General features: G+C 72.9%; 17 protein-coding genes. 10 read left to right on the forward strand and 7 right to left on the reverse strand.

What is annotated here, in order from left to right:
• Nucleotides 1-39: 39 nt before the first annotated feature.
• On the reverse strand, nt 40-540 hold the full coding sequence (locus ACIGG8_RS03975) for a hypothetical protein (protein WP_396545542.1): 501 nt from the start codon (nt 538-540) through the stop codon (nt 40-42).
• 564 nt (nt 541-1,104) lie between these two features.
• Here ACIGG8_RS03975 and ACIGG8_RS03980 point away from each other — a divergent pair.
• Nucleotides 1,105-2,529 carry a CocE/NonD family hydrolase gene (locus ACIGG8_RS03980; protein WP_396545758.1) on the forward strand — a complete coding sequence of 475 codons (1,425 nt, stop codon included), beginning with the start codon at nt 1,105-1,107 and terminating at the stop codon, nt 2,527-2,529.
• A 139-nt stretch (nt 2,530-2,668) separates the two neighbouring features.
• On the opposite strand, the gene ACIGG8_RS03985 is transcribed toward ACIGG8_RS03980, so the two are convergent.
• Nucleotides 2,669-3,409, reverse strand: coding sequence for a CHAP domain-containing protein (locus ACIGG8_RS03985; RefSeq protein ID WP_396545544.1), 741 nt, complete (start codon nt 3,407-3,409; stop codon nt 2,669-2,671).
• A gap of 239 nt (nt 3,410-3,648) precedes the next feature.
• Here ACIGG8_RS03985 and ACIGG8_RS03990 point away from each other — a divergent pair, with 239 nt between their 5' ends.
• Nucleotides 3,649-3,789 (forward strand): hypothetical protein, encoded by a 141-nt coding sequence (locus ACIGG8_RS03990; RefSeq protein ID WP_396545546.1) that lies wholly within the window; start codon nt 3,649-3,651, stop codon nt 3,787-3,789.
• A 36-nt stretch (nt 3,790-3,825) separates the two neighbouring features.
• The gene (locus ACIGG8_RS03995; RefSeq protein WP_396545548.1) at nt 3,826-4,875 is read left to right on the forward strand and encodes a hypothetical protein; all 1,050 of its coding nucleotides are present in this window, start codon (nt 3,826-3,828) and stop codon (nt 4,873-4,875) included.
• Between the two features lie 139 nt (nt 4,876-5,014).
• Here the strand turns inward: ACIGG8_RS03995 and ACIGG8_RS04000 are convergent, their stop codons facing one another.
• Complete coding sequence (locus ACIGG8_RS04000; protein WP_396545550.1) at nt 5,015-6,898, reverse strand: phospholipid carrier-dependent glycosyltransferase; 1,884 nt, start codon at nt 6,896-6,898, stop codon at nt 5,015-5,017.
• A gap of 520 nt (nt 6,899-7,418) precedes the next feature.
• Here ACIGG8_RS04000 and ACIGG8_RS04005 point away from each other — a divergent pair.
• Nucleotides 7,419-7,988, forward strand: a complete 570-nt coding sequence (locus ACIGG8_RS04005) for a hypothetical protein (RefSeq protein ID WP_396545552.1) — start codon at nt 7,419-7,421, stop codon at nt 7,986-7,988.
• Nucleotides 7,989-8,107: 119 nt separating this feature from the next.
• Here ACIGG8_RS04005 and ACIGG8_RS04010 read toward each other — a convergent pair whose 3' ends face one another.
• Nucleotides 8,108-9,115: an ArsR/SmtB family transcription factor gene (locus ACIGG8_RS04010; protein ID WP_396545554.1), complete on the reverse strand. Its 1,008-nt coding sequence runs from the start codon at nt 9,113-9,115 to the stop codon at nt 8,108-8,110.
• Between the two features lie 109 nt (nt 9,116-9,224).
• Between ACIGG8_RS04010 and ACIGG8_RS04015 the strand changes: the two genes are divergently transcribed.
• Nucleotides 9,225-10,415, forward strand: a complete 1,191-nt coding sequence (locus ACIGG8_RS04015) for an MFS transporter (RefSeq protein WP_396545556.1) — start codon at nt 9,225-9,227, stop codon at nt 10,413-10,415.
• A 74-nt stretch (nt 10,416-10,489) separates the two neighbouring features.
• On the opposite strand, the gene ACIGG8_RS04020 is transcribed toward ACIGG8_RS04015, so the two are convergent.
• Nucleotides 10,490-11,065 carry a GNAT family N-acetyltransferase gene (locus tag ACIGG8_RS04020; protein ID WP_396545558.1) on the reverse strand — a complete coding sequence of 192 codons (576 nt, stop codon included), beginning with the start codon at nt 11,063-11,065 and terminating at the stop codon, nt 10,490-10,492.
• 198 nt (nt 11,066-11,263) lie between these two features.
• Between ACIGG8_RS04020 and ACIGG8_RS04025 the strand changes: the two genes are divergently transcribed.
• The 5 genes from ACIGG8_RS04025 (at nt 11,264) to ACIGG8_RS04045 (ending at nt 14,285) form a co-directional block, all read left to right on the forward strand.
• On the forward strand, nt 11,264-11,779 hold the full coding sequence (locus ACIGG8_RS04025) for a DinB family protein (protein ID WP_396545560.1): 516 nt from the start codon (nt 11,264-11,266) through the stop codon (nt 11,777-11,779).
• Between the two features lie 129 nt (nt 11,780-11,908).
• Nucleotides 11,909-12,502, forward strand: a complete 594-nt coding sequence (locus ACIGG8_RS04030) for a hypothetical protein (protein WP_396545562.1) — start codon at nt 11,909-11,911, stop codon at nt 12,500-12,502.
• Between the two features lie 95 nt (nt 12,503-12,597).
• On the forward strand, nt 12,598-12,741 hold the full coding sequence (locus tag ACIGG8_RS04035) for an SDR family oxidoreductase (RefSeq protein ID WP_396545564.1): 144 nt from the start codon (nt 12,598-12,600) through the stop codon (nt 12,739-12,741).
• Nucleotides 12,742-12,787: 46 nt separating this feature from the next.
• Nucleotides 12,788-13,219: an NUDIX domain-containing protein gene (locus ACIGG8_RS04040; RefSeq protein ID WP_350520557.1), complete on the forward strand. Its 432-nt coding sequence runs from the start codon at nt 12,788-12,790 to the stop codon at nt 13,217-13,219.
• Nucleotides 13,220-13,481: 262 nt separating this feature from the next.
• Entirely contained in the window at nt 13,482-14,285 is an 804-nt protein-coding gene (locus ACIGG8_RS04045; RefSeq protein WP_396545567.1) for a hypothetical protein, read from the forward strand.
• Nucleotides 14,286-14,438: 153 nt separating this feature from the next.
• On the opposite strand, the gene ACIGG8_RS04050 is transcribed toward ACIGG8_RS04045, so the two are convergent.
• Nucleotides 14,439-15,665: an alpha/beta hydrolase family protein gene (locus tag ACIGG8_RS04050; protein WP_396545569.1), complete on the reverse strand. Its 1,227-nt coding sequence runs from the start codon at nt 15,663-15,665 to the stop codon at nt 14,439-14,441.
• Between the two features lie 260 nt (nt 15,666-15,925).
• Nucleotides 15,926-16,345 (reverse strand): hypothetical protein, encoded by a 420-nt coding sequence (locus ACIGG8_RS04055; RefSeq protein ID WP_396545571.1) that lies wholly within the window; start codon nt 16,343-16,345, stop codon nt 15,926-15,928.
• Between the last annotated feature and the right edge of the window lie 170 nt (nt 16,346-16,515).

Here is a 16,515-nt window from a genome sequence, read left to right on the forward strand (position 1 = left end):
AGGTGCGGCGGTGGGTGTTCGGGCCCGCGAGGGAGGCTGTCAGCTGACGGCGATCGTGAAGTACCTGACGGTGAGCACGCTCGGTTCGTGCGTCACGTTGTCGAGCACGATCTTCTCCACGAACGCGCCACCGAAGTTGTACCGCTTGACGATGTTGCCGGCGTAGTCGCAGATGCCGATGGTCATGGTCTTGAGGCGGCCCTCGCGCCCGGCGATCGCGTCGTCGATCCAGCGCTGGACGATGGGGCTGTGGAACGAGCCGCGGGACAGGGTCACCGTGTGGTTGGCGGGGTCGAGACTGCTGACCTCCGAGATGAACTCGACCGATTGGCCGTCGAGTTGCATGATGAAGTTGTGGGCCGTGAGGATGTCGCCCGGGTTGATTCCACCGTCGTCCGGGAGCGCGGCGCGCACCGCCACGGCGGGGGCGGCCGTGGCGGGAACGGCCGTTCCCACTGCGGCGCCGGTCATGGCGAGGAGGGCGGTGCCGACGACACCGGCCGCGCGAACTGCCCTGCGTCCACCGAGAAGCCTGCTCATGTCGATCCCTTCCTGGGGAAGATGTGCAACGGCATGCCCATACCAACACCGATGGGTCACGCGGTCCACGGGGGTCCGAAAGATTGGCCGGACCCTGCCGGATGCGATCCGCCGCCCCCGCACAGGCACCTCGGCCCGACGGGTGTTACTGGCTGGTAATTTGGCTGATCATCATCTCCTCTGAATGTTCGTCAGATCGCTACGCTCCGGCAGTCGAGCAGTTCGAGCACAGATGGAGCACGTGATGGAACGACCCACCCCCAGCCGTGGACGCCGGACGGCGAGTGCCGTCCTCGCGGCGGCGCTCACCGTCGGCGGGGCCGCCGTCGCACAGCCCGCCGTGGCACAACCCGCGGTCGCACAACCCGCCGTCGCACAGGCGCCGTCCCCGGCTGCAACGGGCACGGGTACGGGTACGGGATCGTTCCGCCTGGCCGACGTCCCGATGGGCGACGGCGTCGTCCTCAAGGCCGACGTGTTCACGCCCGCTCCCGGCGCGCCGGGAGCCGGTCCGCAGGGGCGCCACCCGCTGCTGGTGCAGCCGGCCAGCTGGGGCAGAACGACCTGGAGTACGTCGCCCAGGGCCGTGCGCTCGCCGCCGACGGGTACGTCGTCGTCACCTACACGGTGCGGGGCTTCTGGGGCTCCGGCGGGGAGGTCGACGTCGCCGGGCCCAAGGACGTCGCGGACATCTCCGCGGTGATCGACTGGGCGCTCGCACACACCCCGGCCGACCCGGACCGGATCGGCATGGTGGGGCTCTCGCTGGGCGGCGGCCTGACCCTGCTCGGCGCCGCCGCCGACCCGCGGATCAAGGCCGTCGCCTCGCTCAGCGGCTGGGCCGACCTCACCGACTCGCTCTACAGCGGACAGACCCGGCACCTGCAGGCCGCGGCCGTGCTCGCCGGCATCCAGGCCCCGACCGGCCGCAAGAGCCCCGAGTTCGCCAAGGTACTGGACGACCTCTTCGCCGACCGCGACCTCCCCGAGGTCATCCGCTGGGCGGACGCCCGCTCCCCGGCGCGCTACCTGGACCGGATCAACGCGAACGGCACCGCCGTCCTGATGGCCAACGCCTGGGGCGACAGCTTCTTCAACCCCAGCCAGGTCACCGACTTCTACCAGCGGCTGACCGTCCCCAAGAGCCTCGAACTGCGCCCGGGCGACCACGCCAGCCAGGAGTTCACCGGACTGCTCGGACTGGACAACGCCACCTGGAACAGCGCGCGCTCGTGGCTCGACCGGTACGTCAAGGGAGCTCCGGCCCCGGACACCGCCCCGGGCACCGCCCCGGGCATGACCCCGGGCACGGCCCCGGAGAGCCGGACGAAGCCGGTCCACCTCGAAGTGCGCCCCTCCGGCACACCCGAGGACCACGCCGACTGGCAGTCCGTCAGCTCCCGCACCGAGCACCTCACGGTCGGCGCCGACACGCTCGGGGCCGACACCGCCGGGGCCGACACGGCCGGGGACCAGGTGTCGGCGGACTGGCGGACCACCGTGCTCGGCAACACCCCCTCCGGCGCGAGCGGCGGGGTCGCCCTGCTGTCCGGGATGGTCGACCAGGCGGTGCACCAGCCGCCGACCGTGGTCGTCCCGCTGCTGGCCCGCCCGGCCGCCGTCGTCCGGCAGTCCCGGCCGTACCCGCAGGGCCTGTCGCTGCGCGGCGTCGCCCGGGTGCACACGACGGTCACCTCGACGGCCCCGCAGGGCACGGTCGTCGCCTACCTCTACGACGTGGACGCGCTCGGCGTCGGCCGGCTGATCTCGCACGCGCCGCAGAGCTGGTCCGGCCGCACGCCCGGACAGCCGTTCACGATGGACGTCCCGCTCTTCGCCACCGCCTACGACCTGCCGTCGGGCCACCGGCTGGCGCTGGTGCTGGGCACCCGGGACGCCCTCTACGGCGGGGAGACTCCGCTCGGCTCGCGGGTGACCTTCGGCTCCACCACGGCCGACCCGGCCACGCTGACGCTGCCGGTGCGCTGAGCCTTCCCCCGGCTCGTTCGTACCGACCCCGACGACCGCGGGACGGCGACCCCCGGAACGCGGTGGAGCCCGGAGCCGCCGTGGTGGCGGCTCCGGGCGGGGCGGAGGTACGGCTGTCAGAGGTTCAGAGGTGCGGCCGTCAGGCGCTCGGCGGGGTGACGTAGCCCGCGACGTGCAGGTCGTCGGCGCCACCGCGGGCGGTCCGGGGGTTGAGGTGGGTGCGGAGGGTGACCTTGTCGCTGTAGTTGCCCTCGACGGTGTCGAGGGTGCCGTCGCCGTGCACGGCGACCACGACGCCGACGTGGCCACCCGGGGTCTCCTTGGCCGGCTCGCCGTAGACCACCAGGTCACCGGGCTGCGGGTGGGCCGAGCCGACGGGGTGCCACAGGCCGTGCTGCTTGCCCCAGTAGCCGACACCGCGGCCGGTCAGGTCGCTCGGCACCTCCTTGACGCCCGCCTCGCGCCAGGTCCACTCGACGAACGCCGCGCACCACCCGGTCTTGCAGGTGTGGCTCTTGTTCGGGAAGTACTTGTTGCACTCCGCGGTGCCCTCGCGCACCCCGATCTCGCCCCGGGCGACCGAGACGATCCGGTCGCGGAGCGCGGCGGCGGTCCGCGTGGCGGGAGCGTCGGTAGCGGTCCGCGTGGCGGAGGCGTCGGCGACGGTCCGCGTGGCGGAGGCGTCGGCGACGGTCCGTTCGCTGCGCTGGCCGGCGGACGGGAGGGTCGCCGCGCCGGCCGCGCCGGCGCCGAGAGCACCGGTGACGACGAGGGCGGCGGTGAGCGCGGCGGCGGCGCGGGCGGGCGCGTGGGACCAGGAGGTGCGGGCAGTGCGGGACTTGGCGGCGACGGGCAGGGCGCGGCGGTGGCTCGGGTTCACGGGAGCTCACTCCTTCGGATGATGCGCCGATCCGGGCATGACGAGGAAACCCCGGACGGGGCTGGGAACTTGGCGACTGTCGGCGAGTGCCGACGGCAATCACGATCTCATCGGTCCTGGCCCGTCGGTAGCCTGGGCCCGTCCCAGTTGTCCCATTGCCCGACGGGCTGTCCCACACGCCCGTGACCTGCGGAAACGCAGGGATTGTGGGACAGCCCGGGCTGCCGAGGAGGAGGCAGATGACCGGCCCCAGGCCCACGCGCGGGCGAGCCATCCCGGTGCCGCACCCGCCGGACGTCCAGGACTGGACGCAGCTGATGACCACCCTGACGACGGAGCTGGACCTCCAGGGCCGCGCCCTGCAGAACAGGTCCGCCTAGGCCGGTACTCCGATCGGGAAGAGCACCTGGCACCGCGTGCTGTCCGGCCACACCCTGCCCTCGGCGTCCGTCCTCGATCTGATGGTCGGCAGCGGCAGGTTCACGCCGGAGCAGCGCCGCGAACTGGTGGCGGCCTGGCAGAAGGCCGCCGACTGCCTGGACCGGATCGACGCCGCCCGACGCTCCGGCACGACGGCGCCTCGCGGGCCGGAAGGAGGAGAGGCGGACCAGCCCTCCGCGCCGCCGGAGGACGAACCGGATCCGGCCCCTGCGGAGCTGCCGGCGCCGACCCCGGGGCGCGCCCGGCGCTCGGCCGGCCGGATCACGGGGCTGGCCTCGATCGCGGTGGCCTGTGCCGCCCTCACCGTCTACCTGGCCGGCAACGGCATCGACCCCATCACCGAGAAGGACTCCGCCGACGCCGCCAGCACGACGACCGCGGCGAGCCCGCCGGCCGTGCGGGGCGCAGCCGGCGGATCAACCGCAGTCGGCGCGACGGCCTCCGCGAGCGCAACGGCCTCCGCGAGCGCGACGGCCTCCGCGAGCGCCCCGCCCTTGCCGAACACACCGGCCGTAGCGGGCACGCCCGTTGCGGCCGGCCCACCCGCCGACCCGGCCTCGCAGCCGGCGCTGAGCCAACCCGCGCCGCCGACCGAGCGCCCCGGCGTCGAGAAGGGCTCGCTGGGCGAGGACAGCCGCTGCAGCGCCCCGTTCCCGGGGCCCGGGGTCGTCACCTGGCGGGTCTGCGTGCGGGTGGAGGCCGACCGCGTCTCCATCGCCCTCAAGGTGACGAACCGGGCGAGCCTGCCCACCAGGGCCAAGGTGCGGCTGGAGTTCGCCCGGGCCGGGAAGGTCTATCCCTGCCCCGGAGTGCCCGGCGCCCATGTCATCGACCTCGACGCCGGGACGACCGTGATCACCCCGCCGGCCGACTGCGCCACCGTGCGCGAGCCCATCCCCCTCGCCTACCAGGGCCTCGGCCGGGTGGTCGCGGCCGACGCCACCGACGCCGCCTACAACGTCTCCCCCACCGCGAACGTGTACCCGGACCGGCCCACCATCTGGCGGCCCGACCTCATCGAATAGCGGGACGGCAGCGGACGGGGCACCCCGGCGGCAGGTGCCAGGACTCAGGTGTCAGGCTCCGGTGTCGGGTCTCCGGTGTCGGGCCGGTGAGCGTCCGCGCAGGTCGGGCGCCGGGCCGGGTGGCCGCCCGTCGATCTGGTCAACGCCGGTGCCAGACCGCCCAGTTCTGTCCGGAGTTCGCCCGCTCGACGTACCAGTCGGCGGGGTGGCCGGGCCAGTACTCCTCGGGTTGCTGCCCCGGCGCCGGCAGCGGGGTGACCACGACGGTCGCCTCCGCCGGGACGGGCTGCCACCGCGGGTCGAGGTACCAGACCCGGCCGCGGTAGACCTCGAAGGCCTGGGTGGCGCGCAGCGACCAGTCGAGGTCCCAGGCGAACACCACGTTGTCGTCCGGCTTCAGTCCGGCGGCGCGGGTGAACCCGGTGGCCTGGGCCTTGCGCCACTTCGCGTGCGGCTGGGTGACCTGGGCGGTGATCGTCGAGGTGGCGAAGGCGGCGAACAGGGCGAGCGAGAGGCCGACCGCCCAGAGCACCGGGCGGCCTCCGGTGGCCCGCATCAGCACGACCGCGCCGAGGATGACCAGGGCGGCGGCGCTGGACCGGAACAGGGCGAGCCGGCCCCAGTCGGTGGACAGGAAGGAGACGTCCGGCATGCCCCAGAGCACGAAGACCTGGGTCCGCAGCTTGCTGCCGGCCGACAGGACCACCAGCTCGGCGAGGACCAGCGTGAGCCCGGCCGTCGCCGCCGCCGTCCGGCCGAGGGCGCGGCGGCCGAACCGGACGAGGACCGCGGAGCCGGTGACGAAGGCCGCCGGGACGAGGTAGGAGGTGTAGCGGGCGTAGACCCAGTTGTCGATCCGGCCGTCGTCCGGCAGGGCGGCCGCCGCCGCCAGCGCCGTCCCGACCAGCAGCGCCACCAGCACGCCGCCGGTGATCCGCAGCGGCCGCGGGAAGCGGCGGCTGAACACCGCGTACAGGCAGACGGTGACGGCCAGTCCGCCGATGCCCCAGGTGGAGACGATGAAGCACCAGATCTGGCCCGCGGTCCGGGTGAGGGTCCGCTGGGCGGCCTCCGGGTCGGTGAGGCCCCGCCAGAGGAACCCGCCGACGTCGCTGTTCTGGACGGTGAACTGGGCGTGCAGCCAGGCGGACAGCAGTTCGGCGCCCAGTACGCCGAGGCCGAGCGCCCCGAGGCCGGCCGCGGTCGCGCGCCACGGGGCCCAGCGCAGCAGCAGGACCCCGACGAACACCACGGCGGTCAGGGCGACCACCACGCCGCCTCGGTCGTGCGTGGCCATCGCGTAGCCGGCGGCCGCGCCCGCCCCGACGGCGTGCCAGGCGCGGCGCCGCAGCGGGCCGTCGGCGAGCCAGCCGTGCAGGCAGAGCAGCCAGGCGAGGATCAGCGCGGGCAGGACGGCGTCGGTCAGCACGAACTGCGAGTAGAAGACCACCGGCGGCAGCAGCGCGGTCACCGCGCCGAAGACGTAGGAGAGTTGCCGGCGCAGGCCGAGGCGGCGCAGGGCGACGTACGCGAGCGGGAAGACCAGTGAGCTGATCAGGGCGTTGATCCCCATGATCAGGTGGTACGCGGTCACCGGGTCGTCGGCCAGGCGCAGTGCGGGTGAGATCAGCAGCGGGTAGCCGCCGGGGATGACCACGCCGACCGGGATCTCGGTCGTCGACCGGCCGGCGAGGACGCGGGCCAGGACGAGGTAGGAGTCCTCGTCGGGGTGGACGGACGGGTAGCTCAGGTGCCGGGCGAGGACGAGCCGGAAGAGCAGCTCGGCGACGTACCCGGCGGTCAGGGCGGCGGGCCGGAACCAGGGGCGCAGGCGCAGCTCCCCGAAGTGCCGTACCGCCCGGGCGGCGAGCCGGTCGGTGAGGCCGCCGGCGGGGCTGACGGTGGGACGGCCAGTGGTCCTGCCGGTGGGACGGCCGGCGTCGGTGGTCGGTGGTGAGACGGCGGTGGCGGCCGGAGCTCCGCTCGGCTGATCGGACGTGCTGGGTGCGCTGTGTTGCTGCATCGAACTCTGTTTCCTCCCCTGATGGTTCGGCTCCACCGGGATGCCCGGGCATCCGGGCGTCCCGGCGCCCGGGGCGTCGGAAGGCGTGCCGAACCGCGGCGCGGCCCGTGCCGGGACGCACCCTCGTGTCGTGTGACTATATATACAGGTGATCTACATATGCAGCCGAGCTGAGTCAGCTGGGATGGATCTGCTGAGATCGGACATGGTTCCCCCCGGGACACGGCTGCGGGCATGCCGCAGCCACCTCTGGCGATGACTGTGGAAGACAAGCGCGCCCCGGTGGCCCCGGCCGTCCGGGCACCGTCGTCAGGGCGGCTGCACTGCGACGCGAACGGGGGAAACCGGCTGTCGGCCCCACCGCTCACCAACGAAGACGTGCGGCAGGCCGCGAGGTTGCAGGGGCAGCGCAAAAGATTTTCCCGACGCCCGGATCAGCGGCCGCCCCCTCGCGCGACGCCGCATCACGGACCGGGAAAGCGGTTCCGCCGATCCCGGTGTGATCGGCATACTTCCGCGCATGGACATCGTGGAGAACGACCCCCGGCCGCACCACTACCAGTTCGCGCACCGGGTGCTCGCGGGCCTCGCCCGGGACCTCGGGCCGAAGATGCTGGCCCACGAACCCGACCACGGCTTCAGCGCCGGGTTCGCCTCCCTCTGGAACGACGTCGGCGGGCGGCTGCCCGACGGACAGCAGCTGCCCAGTGACGGTCTGAAGGCGGAGCTGATCACGCTGGGCCCGCACCGGCTGCTGGTGATCGTCATGCCGCGGCCCATCGCACCGGCGGAGGCGTACTACACCGCCGTCGTCCAGCCGGGCGGCGCGGATCACTGCCGCTACTTCACCCTGGAACACGCCATGAACCCGTTCACCGGGGAGCCCTACACCGTGCTCGGTGAGTGGGCGAACGGCAGCCACCTCAACCTCGGTTCGGGCCCGGCACCGGACCTGTCCGCCTTCCTGAGTGCGGTGGTGACGCTGCTGACCGAAGCGGAGCCCGTCCACGCGGCCTCCCACCCGGCCCCGAGCGGCCCCGGGCAGGACAAGCCCGAACGCCGCGGCCTGCGGCGGCTGTTCGGCCGCTGACCCGAGGCCGGACCGGAGGCGGCACCGGCGCCGGAGCCCGAGGCGACTCCGGCTCCGGCTCCGGCCCAGACCCCGGAACCGGTGCCCCCCCCGGCGCGAGGAAGGCGGACCCCCGTTCCTCAACCGTCGTGGGAGCGCGGCCCGGTGGCGGTCATGGTGAGCCGGTCGCCGAGCGTGCTCCTCCGGTACAACACCTGCCGTCCGTCCCGCGCCCGCGTGACCAGTCCCGTGGCGTACAGGACGCGCAGGTGTTGGGAGACGGCGCTCGGGGTGACCCTGAGGCGGCGGGCGAGCTCCACGGTGGGCAGCGGCTCCTCCAGGAGGCCGAGCAGCCTCGTCCGGGACGAACCGATCAGGGACACCAGGGCGGTCCGGTCGACCGTCGGCACCTCCGGGCTCCACAGCGTGGCCACTCCCCGAGCGGGATAGACGAGACTCGGCGCCTCGTCCGGGCTGACGGGCGGCGCGGGCTTGTGCGCGAACACGGACGGCAGGAGCAGCAGCCCCCGGCCGGACACCGCGACCCGATGGCTGCTGATCATCTCGTGGATGCACAGCTCCCCGCCCTGCCAGCGCAGGTTCCGGTGCATGTCGGCGAACAGCAGTCGGGCGCCTCCCAGGGCGAGCCGACGGGCGCGGTAGGTCATGTCGGCTTCCAGCACCAGTCGCATCTGCGGCCACACCGGCTCGATGGCCACCTCCCAGTACTGCCGCAGGAGATCGCAGACGGCGTCGCGGAGTGCGGCGACCCGACCGTCGTCGGTGGCGCCGGCATCGCGGAGGGCTTCGGGAAGGGGGTCTGGCGCGTGCGCGAGCAGCAGGTCGTGACGGACCCGGTCGCAGGACGCCCGACGGACGACGGAGAGTTCCTCGCCGAAGGCCGGCGCGAAGCTCGTGGGATTCGGGGTCAGGAAGTCCGGGAGGGTGCGCCGCTGGGCGACCAGGGACATCAGGAGGCCGGTGTCGAGCGCGCCGAGTCGGCCGAGCACGGATCTGCGCCAGGGCAGGTGCAGCGCCGAGAGGCCCGGATCCTGCAGCACCCGCAGACTGAACAGGGTCTCGTGCAGGGGCGAGAGGGCGAAGCGGGTGTCCGCGAGGTCCTCGACGCCGAGCACGAAGCTGATCATTGAGCCGTACGCTACATCGATTGGCGACGCACCGTCGATGCCGTCGACTTCCTCCCATGACACACGCACCCCGATCGACACACGCACCCCGATCGCAGTGGACCGCACGATGAGCCGCCGGACGGTCCTGGTCCTGGCCGTCACGTGTGCCGTGGCGGTGGGCAACCTCTACTTCCCGCAGGCCATCGGTCCGCTGGTCGCCGCCGGGCTGCACGTGTCGCCCGATGCGGCCGCCGCGGTGGTGACCGCCACGCAGGCCGGCTACACGGCCGGAATGGTCCTGCTGGTTCCGCTGGGCGACCGGCTCCCGCACCGCCCGTTCCTCGTCGTCCTCCTCGCCCTGACCGGTCTGGCCCTGTTCGCCGCCGGTTGCGCACCGACTCTGCCGGCCCTCGTCGCCACCAGCGCCCTCGTCGGCCTGACCACCGTGGGCGCGCAGATCGTCGGCCCGCTGGCGGCCGGTCTGGTGGCCGCCGACCGCCGAGGAGCGGTGGTCGGCACCCTGCTGAGCGGATCGACCGGCGGCATGCTGCTGGCCCGGACCTTCAGCGGCGCGCTCGGCGAGTGGCTGGGCTGGCGGGCCCCCTACCTGGTCGCCGCCGGCCTGGCGCTGGTCCTCGCCACCGTCCTGGTGTTCGCCGTGCCGACCACGGCCCCGCCCTCCCGCCGACGGTACGCAGCGCTCCTGGCCGAGCCGCTCCGCCTGCTGCGCACCGAGCCGGACCTTCGCCGCTCGTGCTTCTACCAGGCCACCGTCTTCGCCGGGTTCTCCGCGGTCTGGACCTGCCTGGCGCTCCTGCTCGCCGGACCCGTCTACGGGCTGGGCGCCCAGGCGGTGGGAACGATCGCCCTGGTCGGCGCGGCGCCCATGGTCTGCACCCCGTTCGCCGGCCGCCTGGTGGACCGTCTCGGCCCCGATCCGGTCAACCTCGTCTGCCTGCTCGGTGTCCTCGTCTCGGCCGCGGTCCTCTCCCTCGGCGCGCGGGGCGGCACGGTGGGGCTGGCCGCCCTGACGCTCGGCACGCTGCTCCTCGACACCGCGATGCAGTCCGGCATGGTCGCCAACCAGGTCCGCGTCTACGCCCTGCGCGGCGACGCCCGCAGCAGGCTCAACACCGCCTACATGACCTGCGCCTACCTGGGCGGCAGCGCGGGTTCCTGGCTCGGGGTGCGTGTCTGGGGCCGGGCGGGCTGGTGGGGCGTCTGCGGGCTCGTCGCCGTACTCGCCGCGCTCGCGCTGGGCCGCCACCTCCTGGCGCTGTACACGTCCGCGGAAGGAGCACCGCGCCGGGCGGCTTGACCGGCCGGGCCCGACCGGTCAGGCGCGACCGGTCAGGCGCGACCGGTCAGGCGCGACCGGTCAGGCGCGACCGGTCAGGCGCGACGCAGGTCCAGCATGGCGAACACCTTGTCGTACCGGCGCTCCCCGACCGCGACGTAGTCCGGCAACCGCCCGTACTCGGTGAAGCCGAGGGAGAAGTAGAGGTGCAGCGCGTCGGCGTTGTCGCCGCGGGCGTCCAGGGTGAGCACCTCGATGCCCGCCGCCCGCGCGTCCGCGATCAGCGCCGCGGTGAGCGCCCGCCCGATGCCACGGCCCTGGGCGGCGGCGGAGACCGCCAGCTTCTCCAGGTCCGCGTGCGGGCGGTGGGTCGGGCGCCGGTGGCGCAGCCAGTAGCCGAACCCGGCCAACTGCCCGTCCACGTAGGCCGCCCGCAGTGCTCCGTCGCCGGCCCGCGACCTCGCCAGCACCTGGTCGACCAGGCCCGCGACCTCCTGCGCCGACGGCGGCTCCAACCACCCCAGCGCGGCGCCCGCCGTCACCAGCTCCGCCAGGATCCGGTGCGCAGCGGCCGCGAACTCCCCGTCCGCGCCCGCCCGTTCGGCCACCGCCGCGGAGTCGAGGAGGACCAGTTCTCCTGGGGTCGGTGCAGCGGTCGGGTTCCGGATCATGCCCGGCAGCCTATCCTTCGCGGCAACTCGCCGAGCTCCGCGGACGTTCGCGGACGTTCGTGAACGTTCGCGGACGTTCGTGAACGTTCGTGGACGTTCGCGCACGACGGCGCTGACTCGCCGTCGCCCGACCCGGTGCCCACTCCGCGCCACGGTGCCGCTCGGCGCGCCCGGGCGACGCGGTGGCAGACTCGGTCCATGACCTTCTCGCTGCCCGAGCCCGACAAGCAACTGTCCGACCCGACCACGCTGTTGCTGGAATACCTGGACTACTACCGGTCCGTGATCGGCGCCAAGGTCGAGGGCATGTCCGACCCGGAGCTGCGGACCAGCCGGCTCCCCTCCGGGTGGACCCTACTCGAACTGCTGAAGCACCTCGTCCACATGGAGCAGCGCTGGCTGCGCTGGGGCTTCCGGGGCGAGCAGGTCGAGGCGCCCTGGGGCGACTGGGGCCCGGCGGACCGCTGGCACGTCGGCCCCGAGGAGACGGCCGCCGATCTGCTCGCCGCGCTGCGCACGGGTGGCGAGCACACCCGGGCCATCGTGTCGGGGACGCCGCTGTCGACCGTAGCCGCGGCCGGCGGCCGTTTTCCGGACGACGGCACCCCTCGGCCCACCCTGGGCTGGATCCTCTTCCACGTCCTCCAGGAGTACGCCCGTCACGCGGGACACCTGGACATCGTTCGTGAGCTCACCGACGGCGCCACCGGCTGAGGCACCGGCGTCCGGCGGGTGGGCCGGGCGCGGTGAGACCTCGGGGGCCGGTCATATGATCAGTCAGTTCCCTGTGCTGTCCTACGTGTTCCTCCGCGCACCGCGCATCACCCCCGGAGTCACCTCTCGATGAGCACCACCTGCCCGACGTGCGCGGCCGCGGACGACACCGCCGCCGTACGGAACGCCCTGCTGGACGCCGACCGGCCCCTCGACCCGCCGACCCGGGAGCTGCTGTCGATGCCGCCCGAGCCCGGGGGCACGACCGGGGCCGCGATCACCCTCTTCGTCCTGGCCGGCCTCGTCGGCCTGCTGGGCCTGCGCGCCCTGCTCTCCGGTGACGACGGCGGCAGCTCCGACGCCGCGTACCGGGTCGGCTACCACTACGGCGCCCTGCTCGTCGCGGTGGTCCTGCTGGGCATCGGACTCACCGTCCACTTCGATCACCGAAGCCGCCGCACGTCCACGGCGGACCGGTGGCCGCAGAGCTACGAGCAGTGGCAACAGCTCCACCAGGTGTGGCGGGCAGCCTGGTTGTGCCGCCGCTGCCGCGTCGCGTTCCTCCCCGCCGCAGCCCAGCGCCCCGGCTCCACCGCCCCGAACGCCGCGTCCGTCCCGTCCACCGCGTCCGCCGTACCGGTGACGCAGTTCCCGCAGTGGGCGGCGGCCTTCGCCCGCCAGGGCGGCCCGGAACAGTTCGACGCGCCGCCGGCCGGCCGATAGTGTCCGGCGCCCTGGAGCCACCGGCGGTCACGGGTGCGGCCCGACGCGACGTCCTCGAAGGGGTGGCACGCAACCCGGCCGCACCGGATCGACCCGTGGACCAGATCCGCCGCCGGTGCGTCCAGCGCCGAGGCCGCCCCGAGGACGTCGCCGCCGCGGTCGCCTTCCTCGCCGGCCCCAGCGCGTCCTTCATCACCGGCCGGTCGTTGCACGTTGACGGCGGCTGGCTCCTCCACTGACCCGCCCACACACCACCGAGACCGTCGAGAACAGGAAGAGACCACCATGCAGCACCGCGTCCGCGCCGTCCTCCTCACCCCGAACAACACCATGCTGCTGATCAAGCGCATCCGCCCCGGCATCGACCCGTACTGGGTGATCGTCGGCGGCAAGATCGAACCGACCGACGCCGGCCCCGAGGACGCCCTCCTGCGCGAGGTCCGCGAGGAGATCGCAGGCGAGGCCCGGATCGTCAGCCTCCTCCACACCATCGAGACCGCCGACGAGCGCCAGGACTTCTACCTCGCCACCATCGAGAAGTGGAGCTTCGAGGACCGCACCGGCCCCGAGTTCAGCCAGGAAGGCCGAGGCGAGTACATCCTCGAAGAGATCCCCCTGGCCGCTGACGCCCTCGACGCGGTCAACCTCCTGCCCCAGGACTTCGCCACCGTCCTGCGCGGGGCCGTCGAACGCGGCGAACTCCTCGCCGCCCGCTGACCGTAAGGGCGGCCGGGGCAGCTCGGTCACCCGACATCCATGTGCAGACCACGACAGTCACCGCACACGGCTCCACCGAGAAGCGACAGACCTTGATGTGATCAAGACCGCTGCGGCAAAGGGACCTTGGTGTAGCGGGTGACGTGGTACGTCCGGAGCAGGCGCGAGGTAGGCCGGCCGGAGCGTCGGATACGGCCGCCGAGCCGCCCCTGCACTGCCTAGGATCAACCGGGTACACAGGATCGCCGGCGAGAGGAGCCCCATGGGCGGGGCCAGCAGCATCGACAGAGCGCAGGCCATGATGACCGAAGAGACGGTCGAGGAGATGCTGCGGTCGAGGGCCGGAATCGACCCTGTTGACCTGACCGCGCTGCTGGATGTCCTCGCGATCGGCATCACCAACAGCGCATGGCGCAACACCTGCGTCGAGGACTGGCATGGCGAGGGACGCCTGTCTGACGGCGACATGATGCGGGTCAACAGCCACACCACCCACGGTGTGCGCCAGCGGCTGCGGGGATGGGCGAGGGAGCACGGCATCCGTACCGGCACTCGTGAAGGGCTGGCGGGGCTCACGGTCGAGGATGCCGACGCTCTCGGCTACCGGCTCTTCCGCTGGCTGACGAACCCCGAGCGCAAACTCCCGACTGGTGCGACGCTCCGCGATCTCGCGCGGACCGAGGCGGACCTCGACGAGTACGTGGAAGAGGCGGACCGGAATCTGCGGGGCTTCGTCGCGCGGATGGAGAACAACGGCGTCCGCTTCGGCCTGCTGTTCTCGGCTGCCCATGGTGCACTGGCCTGCACCGAATGGTGGGGGCACCCCTCCTGGCCGACGCGAGTCGACCAGTTCGTGGCCGTGCTCGACAACCCGGCAGACCATCCCTATGGGCCCAAGGAGTACGAGCGACTGCGACCCGAGCCAGCCGGCATGCAGGATCGGAGCGCACTACGTGCGGCGCTCATGCGGGCGCCGTGGGAACTGGACAGTGCTATCGCCGAGTGGCTCATCGACGCAGGCATCGGCTGCTTGAGGATCGCCCCGGACGTGCCCGGCGGGCGCTGACCAGCGATGCTGCCAGGTGCCCTGCAGGGCACATCCGGGACACGAAGGCCAAAAGTGCCGCCGACCAGTGCGAACTACTGAAGGTGGTTCCGCCTGGCCAGCGGCACTTTTCTGGTTGAACCCGCAGGTCACGGGCTTGCGGGGGTCAAAAGATCAATTATCGGACTCGTGGTGGTGCTGGAAGAGTACTTCCGGATTGGTGGGCGAGGGCCCGTCCAGCAGCGGGCCGTGGATCCCCTTCAGCGTCCGGTCGAAGAACGCCGTCACGTACTCGCGTGTGATCGCCACCCCGCGTTCCGGGGAGAGGGGCGCCGTCGGGAACCCGGCCTCCTCCAGAAGCAGGTCCAGGTCGCTGAAGCTGAAGTGGTCGGCACCGGTGACCGTCAGCCACTTCTTGTAGCCGCCGAGGGCAGGCCAGGTCCGCCCCCAGTTGTCGCCGTCGGCCGAGAGGTTGTCGGCCGCGCCCAGCATGAGGAACGGCCGGTCGATCTGGCCGGGCATCGGGACGGGGTGGAAGGAGCCGTCCATGTTCACTCCGGCCCGTACGCGCGGGTCGGCGATCATCGTGGCGGCGGCCGCCGCTCCGCCGATGGAGTGTCCGGCCATGCCGATCTCGTGCTTGTCGATGAGGTGTGCCAGGTGCCACGCGGTATTGCCGTGCGTCAACCGGTCGATCACGAAGGACACGTCCAGCGCACGGCTGGCGGCGACGGCGTCGAAGTCGAGGCCCGCCGGGCCATCGCAGATCGCGCACGGCGACGTCTGGCCGTTCGCCAGCGTCTCGCCGCTGTCCTCGTAGGTGTGGCCGACGAGCGCGACGACGTAGCCGTGACTGGCCAGGTCGGTCGCGAGCGAGGTGAGCGTCATGCGCGGGTTCTCGTACGCGGCTGAGAGGACCACCAGCGGATGCTTGCCGCTCTGCGGCCGCGCGCCGTCGAAGGCGTGCGTGGTGACGCCGGCGAGGGTCTGCGGGGTGACGCCGGAGCTCGCCGGCAGCTTCCGGCGCTGGAGGACTCCGGCTGCCTCGCCGAGGGTCATGTACGGGGCCGGGGTCCCGGTCCCGGGGACGGCCGGGTAGACCATGGTGACGGTCAGTTGGCGGGGGCCGGATGACGGCACCCACGGGTCGGGACGGCTCGCGTCGGTGAGGTGGATGACGTCCTCGCCGGCGGTGTAGGGCCCGGTCGGCGCGGGGAGCGCGCCCTGGAATGACCGCGTGGGCGCGGTGGCCGTGGCGGTGGCCGGTGCGGTGTCGAACGCGTGCGTGGCCACCGGTGTGGCCGACGGTGTGGTCGTGGCGGCGAACCCGGTGCCGGTTCCGGTGACGATGGCGGCGAGCGCCAGCGCCGCGACGGCGCTGATACGGCGATTGCGTTTCATGGGGGAGACGCTAGGTTCCGCAGCTCCGCATCGAATCAGCCCGCGGATGCAAACATTCCGGCGTCGTTCGTAGCCCCGGCGAGGTACCGGAGTAATCCGCCGGGAGTATGTCGTGCGGCGCGAGTTCCCTTCGTCGGCCTCGTCGAGCGCCGCCTTCGTCCTGGCCCACGACGAACACGACGCCAAGCCCTACCGCCGGACCTCCGACGGCAGCCCACTCACAGCCGCATGAACCCCCGGAGGATCGGCGCGGCGCTGCACTAGTCCGCGGTGCAGCCCCAGTAGGCGACCTCGGCCGGTTCGCCGTCCCGGTACAGCACCGTGCACCGGCCGATCGCGCGGCCGACGGGGGCGAGCAGCTGCGATATCGAAGCGTCCCACTGCTCCCGCGTGGGCCGGCCGTCGGGAGCCCAGCTGCGGATCTCCCCCTCCGTCAGGGGGCGCATCATCGCCTCCTGGTCGCCCGCCCCGGCGTCGATCAGCGCGTAGAAGTCCAGCACCGTGCCGGTGCCTCCGGTCAGGATGTACTCCCGCCAGTCCTCGTCCTCCCAGAGTTCGACGATGCCCTGCCCCGGAAAGCCGTGGTCGTCCTCCGCCAGCTCCTGCTGCTGGGCCCTGCGGAACGCCGCCCCCAGGTCCTGCTGGTACGGCCCGGTCGCCGCCCACCCGTTTCCGCCCACGTCAGAACCCTCCCGTTCGCCGACCTCTCGGACTCACCGCAGGCTAACAACCGCCACTGACAGGGCCGGCCGTCCGGGCCGTCCGGGGTCCGGGCCTCGGGCGTTCGGGCCGGCTGCGCCACCGCGGGGTCCGCAGTGCCGTCACGGCCGCCCTCGCCGTCACGGCCGCC

The organism is Kitasatospora sp. NPDC085464, assembly GCF_044541955.1.
GTDB lineage: Bacteria > Actinomycetota > Actinomycetes > Streptomycetales > Streptomycetaceae > Kitasatospora.

Bases quoted from the DNA above. Each gene is read 5' to 3' on its own strand.
- ACIGG8_RS04050 (WP_396545569.1), bottom strand. From the start codon at position 15,665: ATGAAACGCAATCGCCGTATCAGCGCCGTCGCGGCGCTGGCGCTCGCC.
- ACIGG8_RS03990 (WP_396545546.1), top strand. From the start codon at position 3,649: ATGACCGGCCCCAGGCCCACGCGCGGGCGAGCCATCCCGGTGCCGCAC.
- ACIGG8_RS04030 (WP_396545562.1), top strand. From the start codon at position 11,909: ATGAGCACCACCTGCCCGACGTGCGCGGCCGCGGACGACACCGCCGCC.
- ACIGG8_RS04040 (WP_350520557.1), top strand. From the start codon at position 12,788: ATGCAGCACCGCGTCCGCGCCGTCCTCCTCACCCCGAACAACACCATG.
- ACIGG8_RS04020 (WP_396545558.1), bottom strand. From the start codon at position 11,065: ATGATCCGGAACCCGACCGCTGCACCGACCCCAGGAGAACTGGTCCTC.
- ACIGG8_RS04005 (WP_396545552.1), top strand. From the start codon at position 7,419: ATGGACATCGTGGAGAACGACCCCCGGCCGCACCACTACCAGTTCGCG.
- ACIGG8_RS03975 (WP_396545542.1), bottom strand. From the start codon at position 540: ATGAGCAGGCTTCTCGGTGGACGCAGGGCAGTTCGCGCGGCCGGTGTC.
- ACIGG8_RS04010 (WP_396545554.1), bottom strand. From the start codon at position 9,115: ATGATCAGCTTCGTGCTCGGCGTCGAGGACCTCGCGGACACCCGCTTC.
- ACIGG8_RS04025 (WP_396545560.1), top strand. From the start codon at position 11,264: ATGACCTTCTCGCTGCCCGAGCCCGACAAGCAACTGTCCGACCCGACC.
- ACIGG8_RS04015 (WP_396545556.1), top strand. From the start codon at position 9,225: ATGAGCCGCCGGACGGTCCTGGTCCTGGCCGTCACGTGTGCCGTGGCG.
- ACIGG8_RS04000 (WP_396545550.1), bottom strand. From the start codon at position 6,898: ATGCAGCAACACAGCGCACCCAGCACGTCCGATCAGCCGAGCGGAGCT.
- ACIGG8_RS04045 (WP_396545567.1), top strand. From the start codon at position 13,482: ATGGGCGGGGCCAGCAGCATCGACAGAGCGCAGGCCATGATGACCGAA.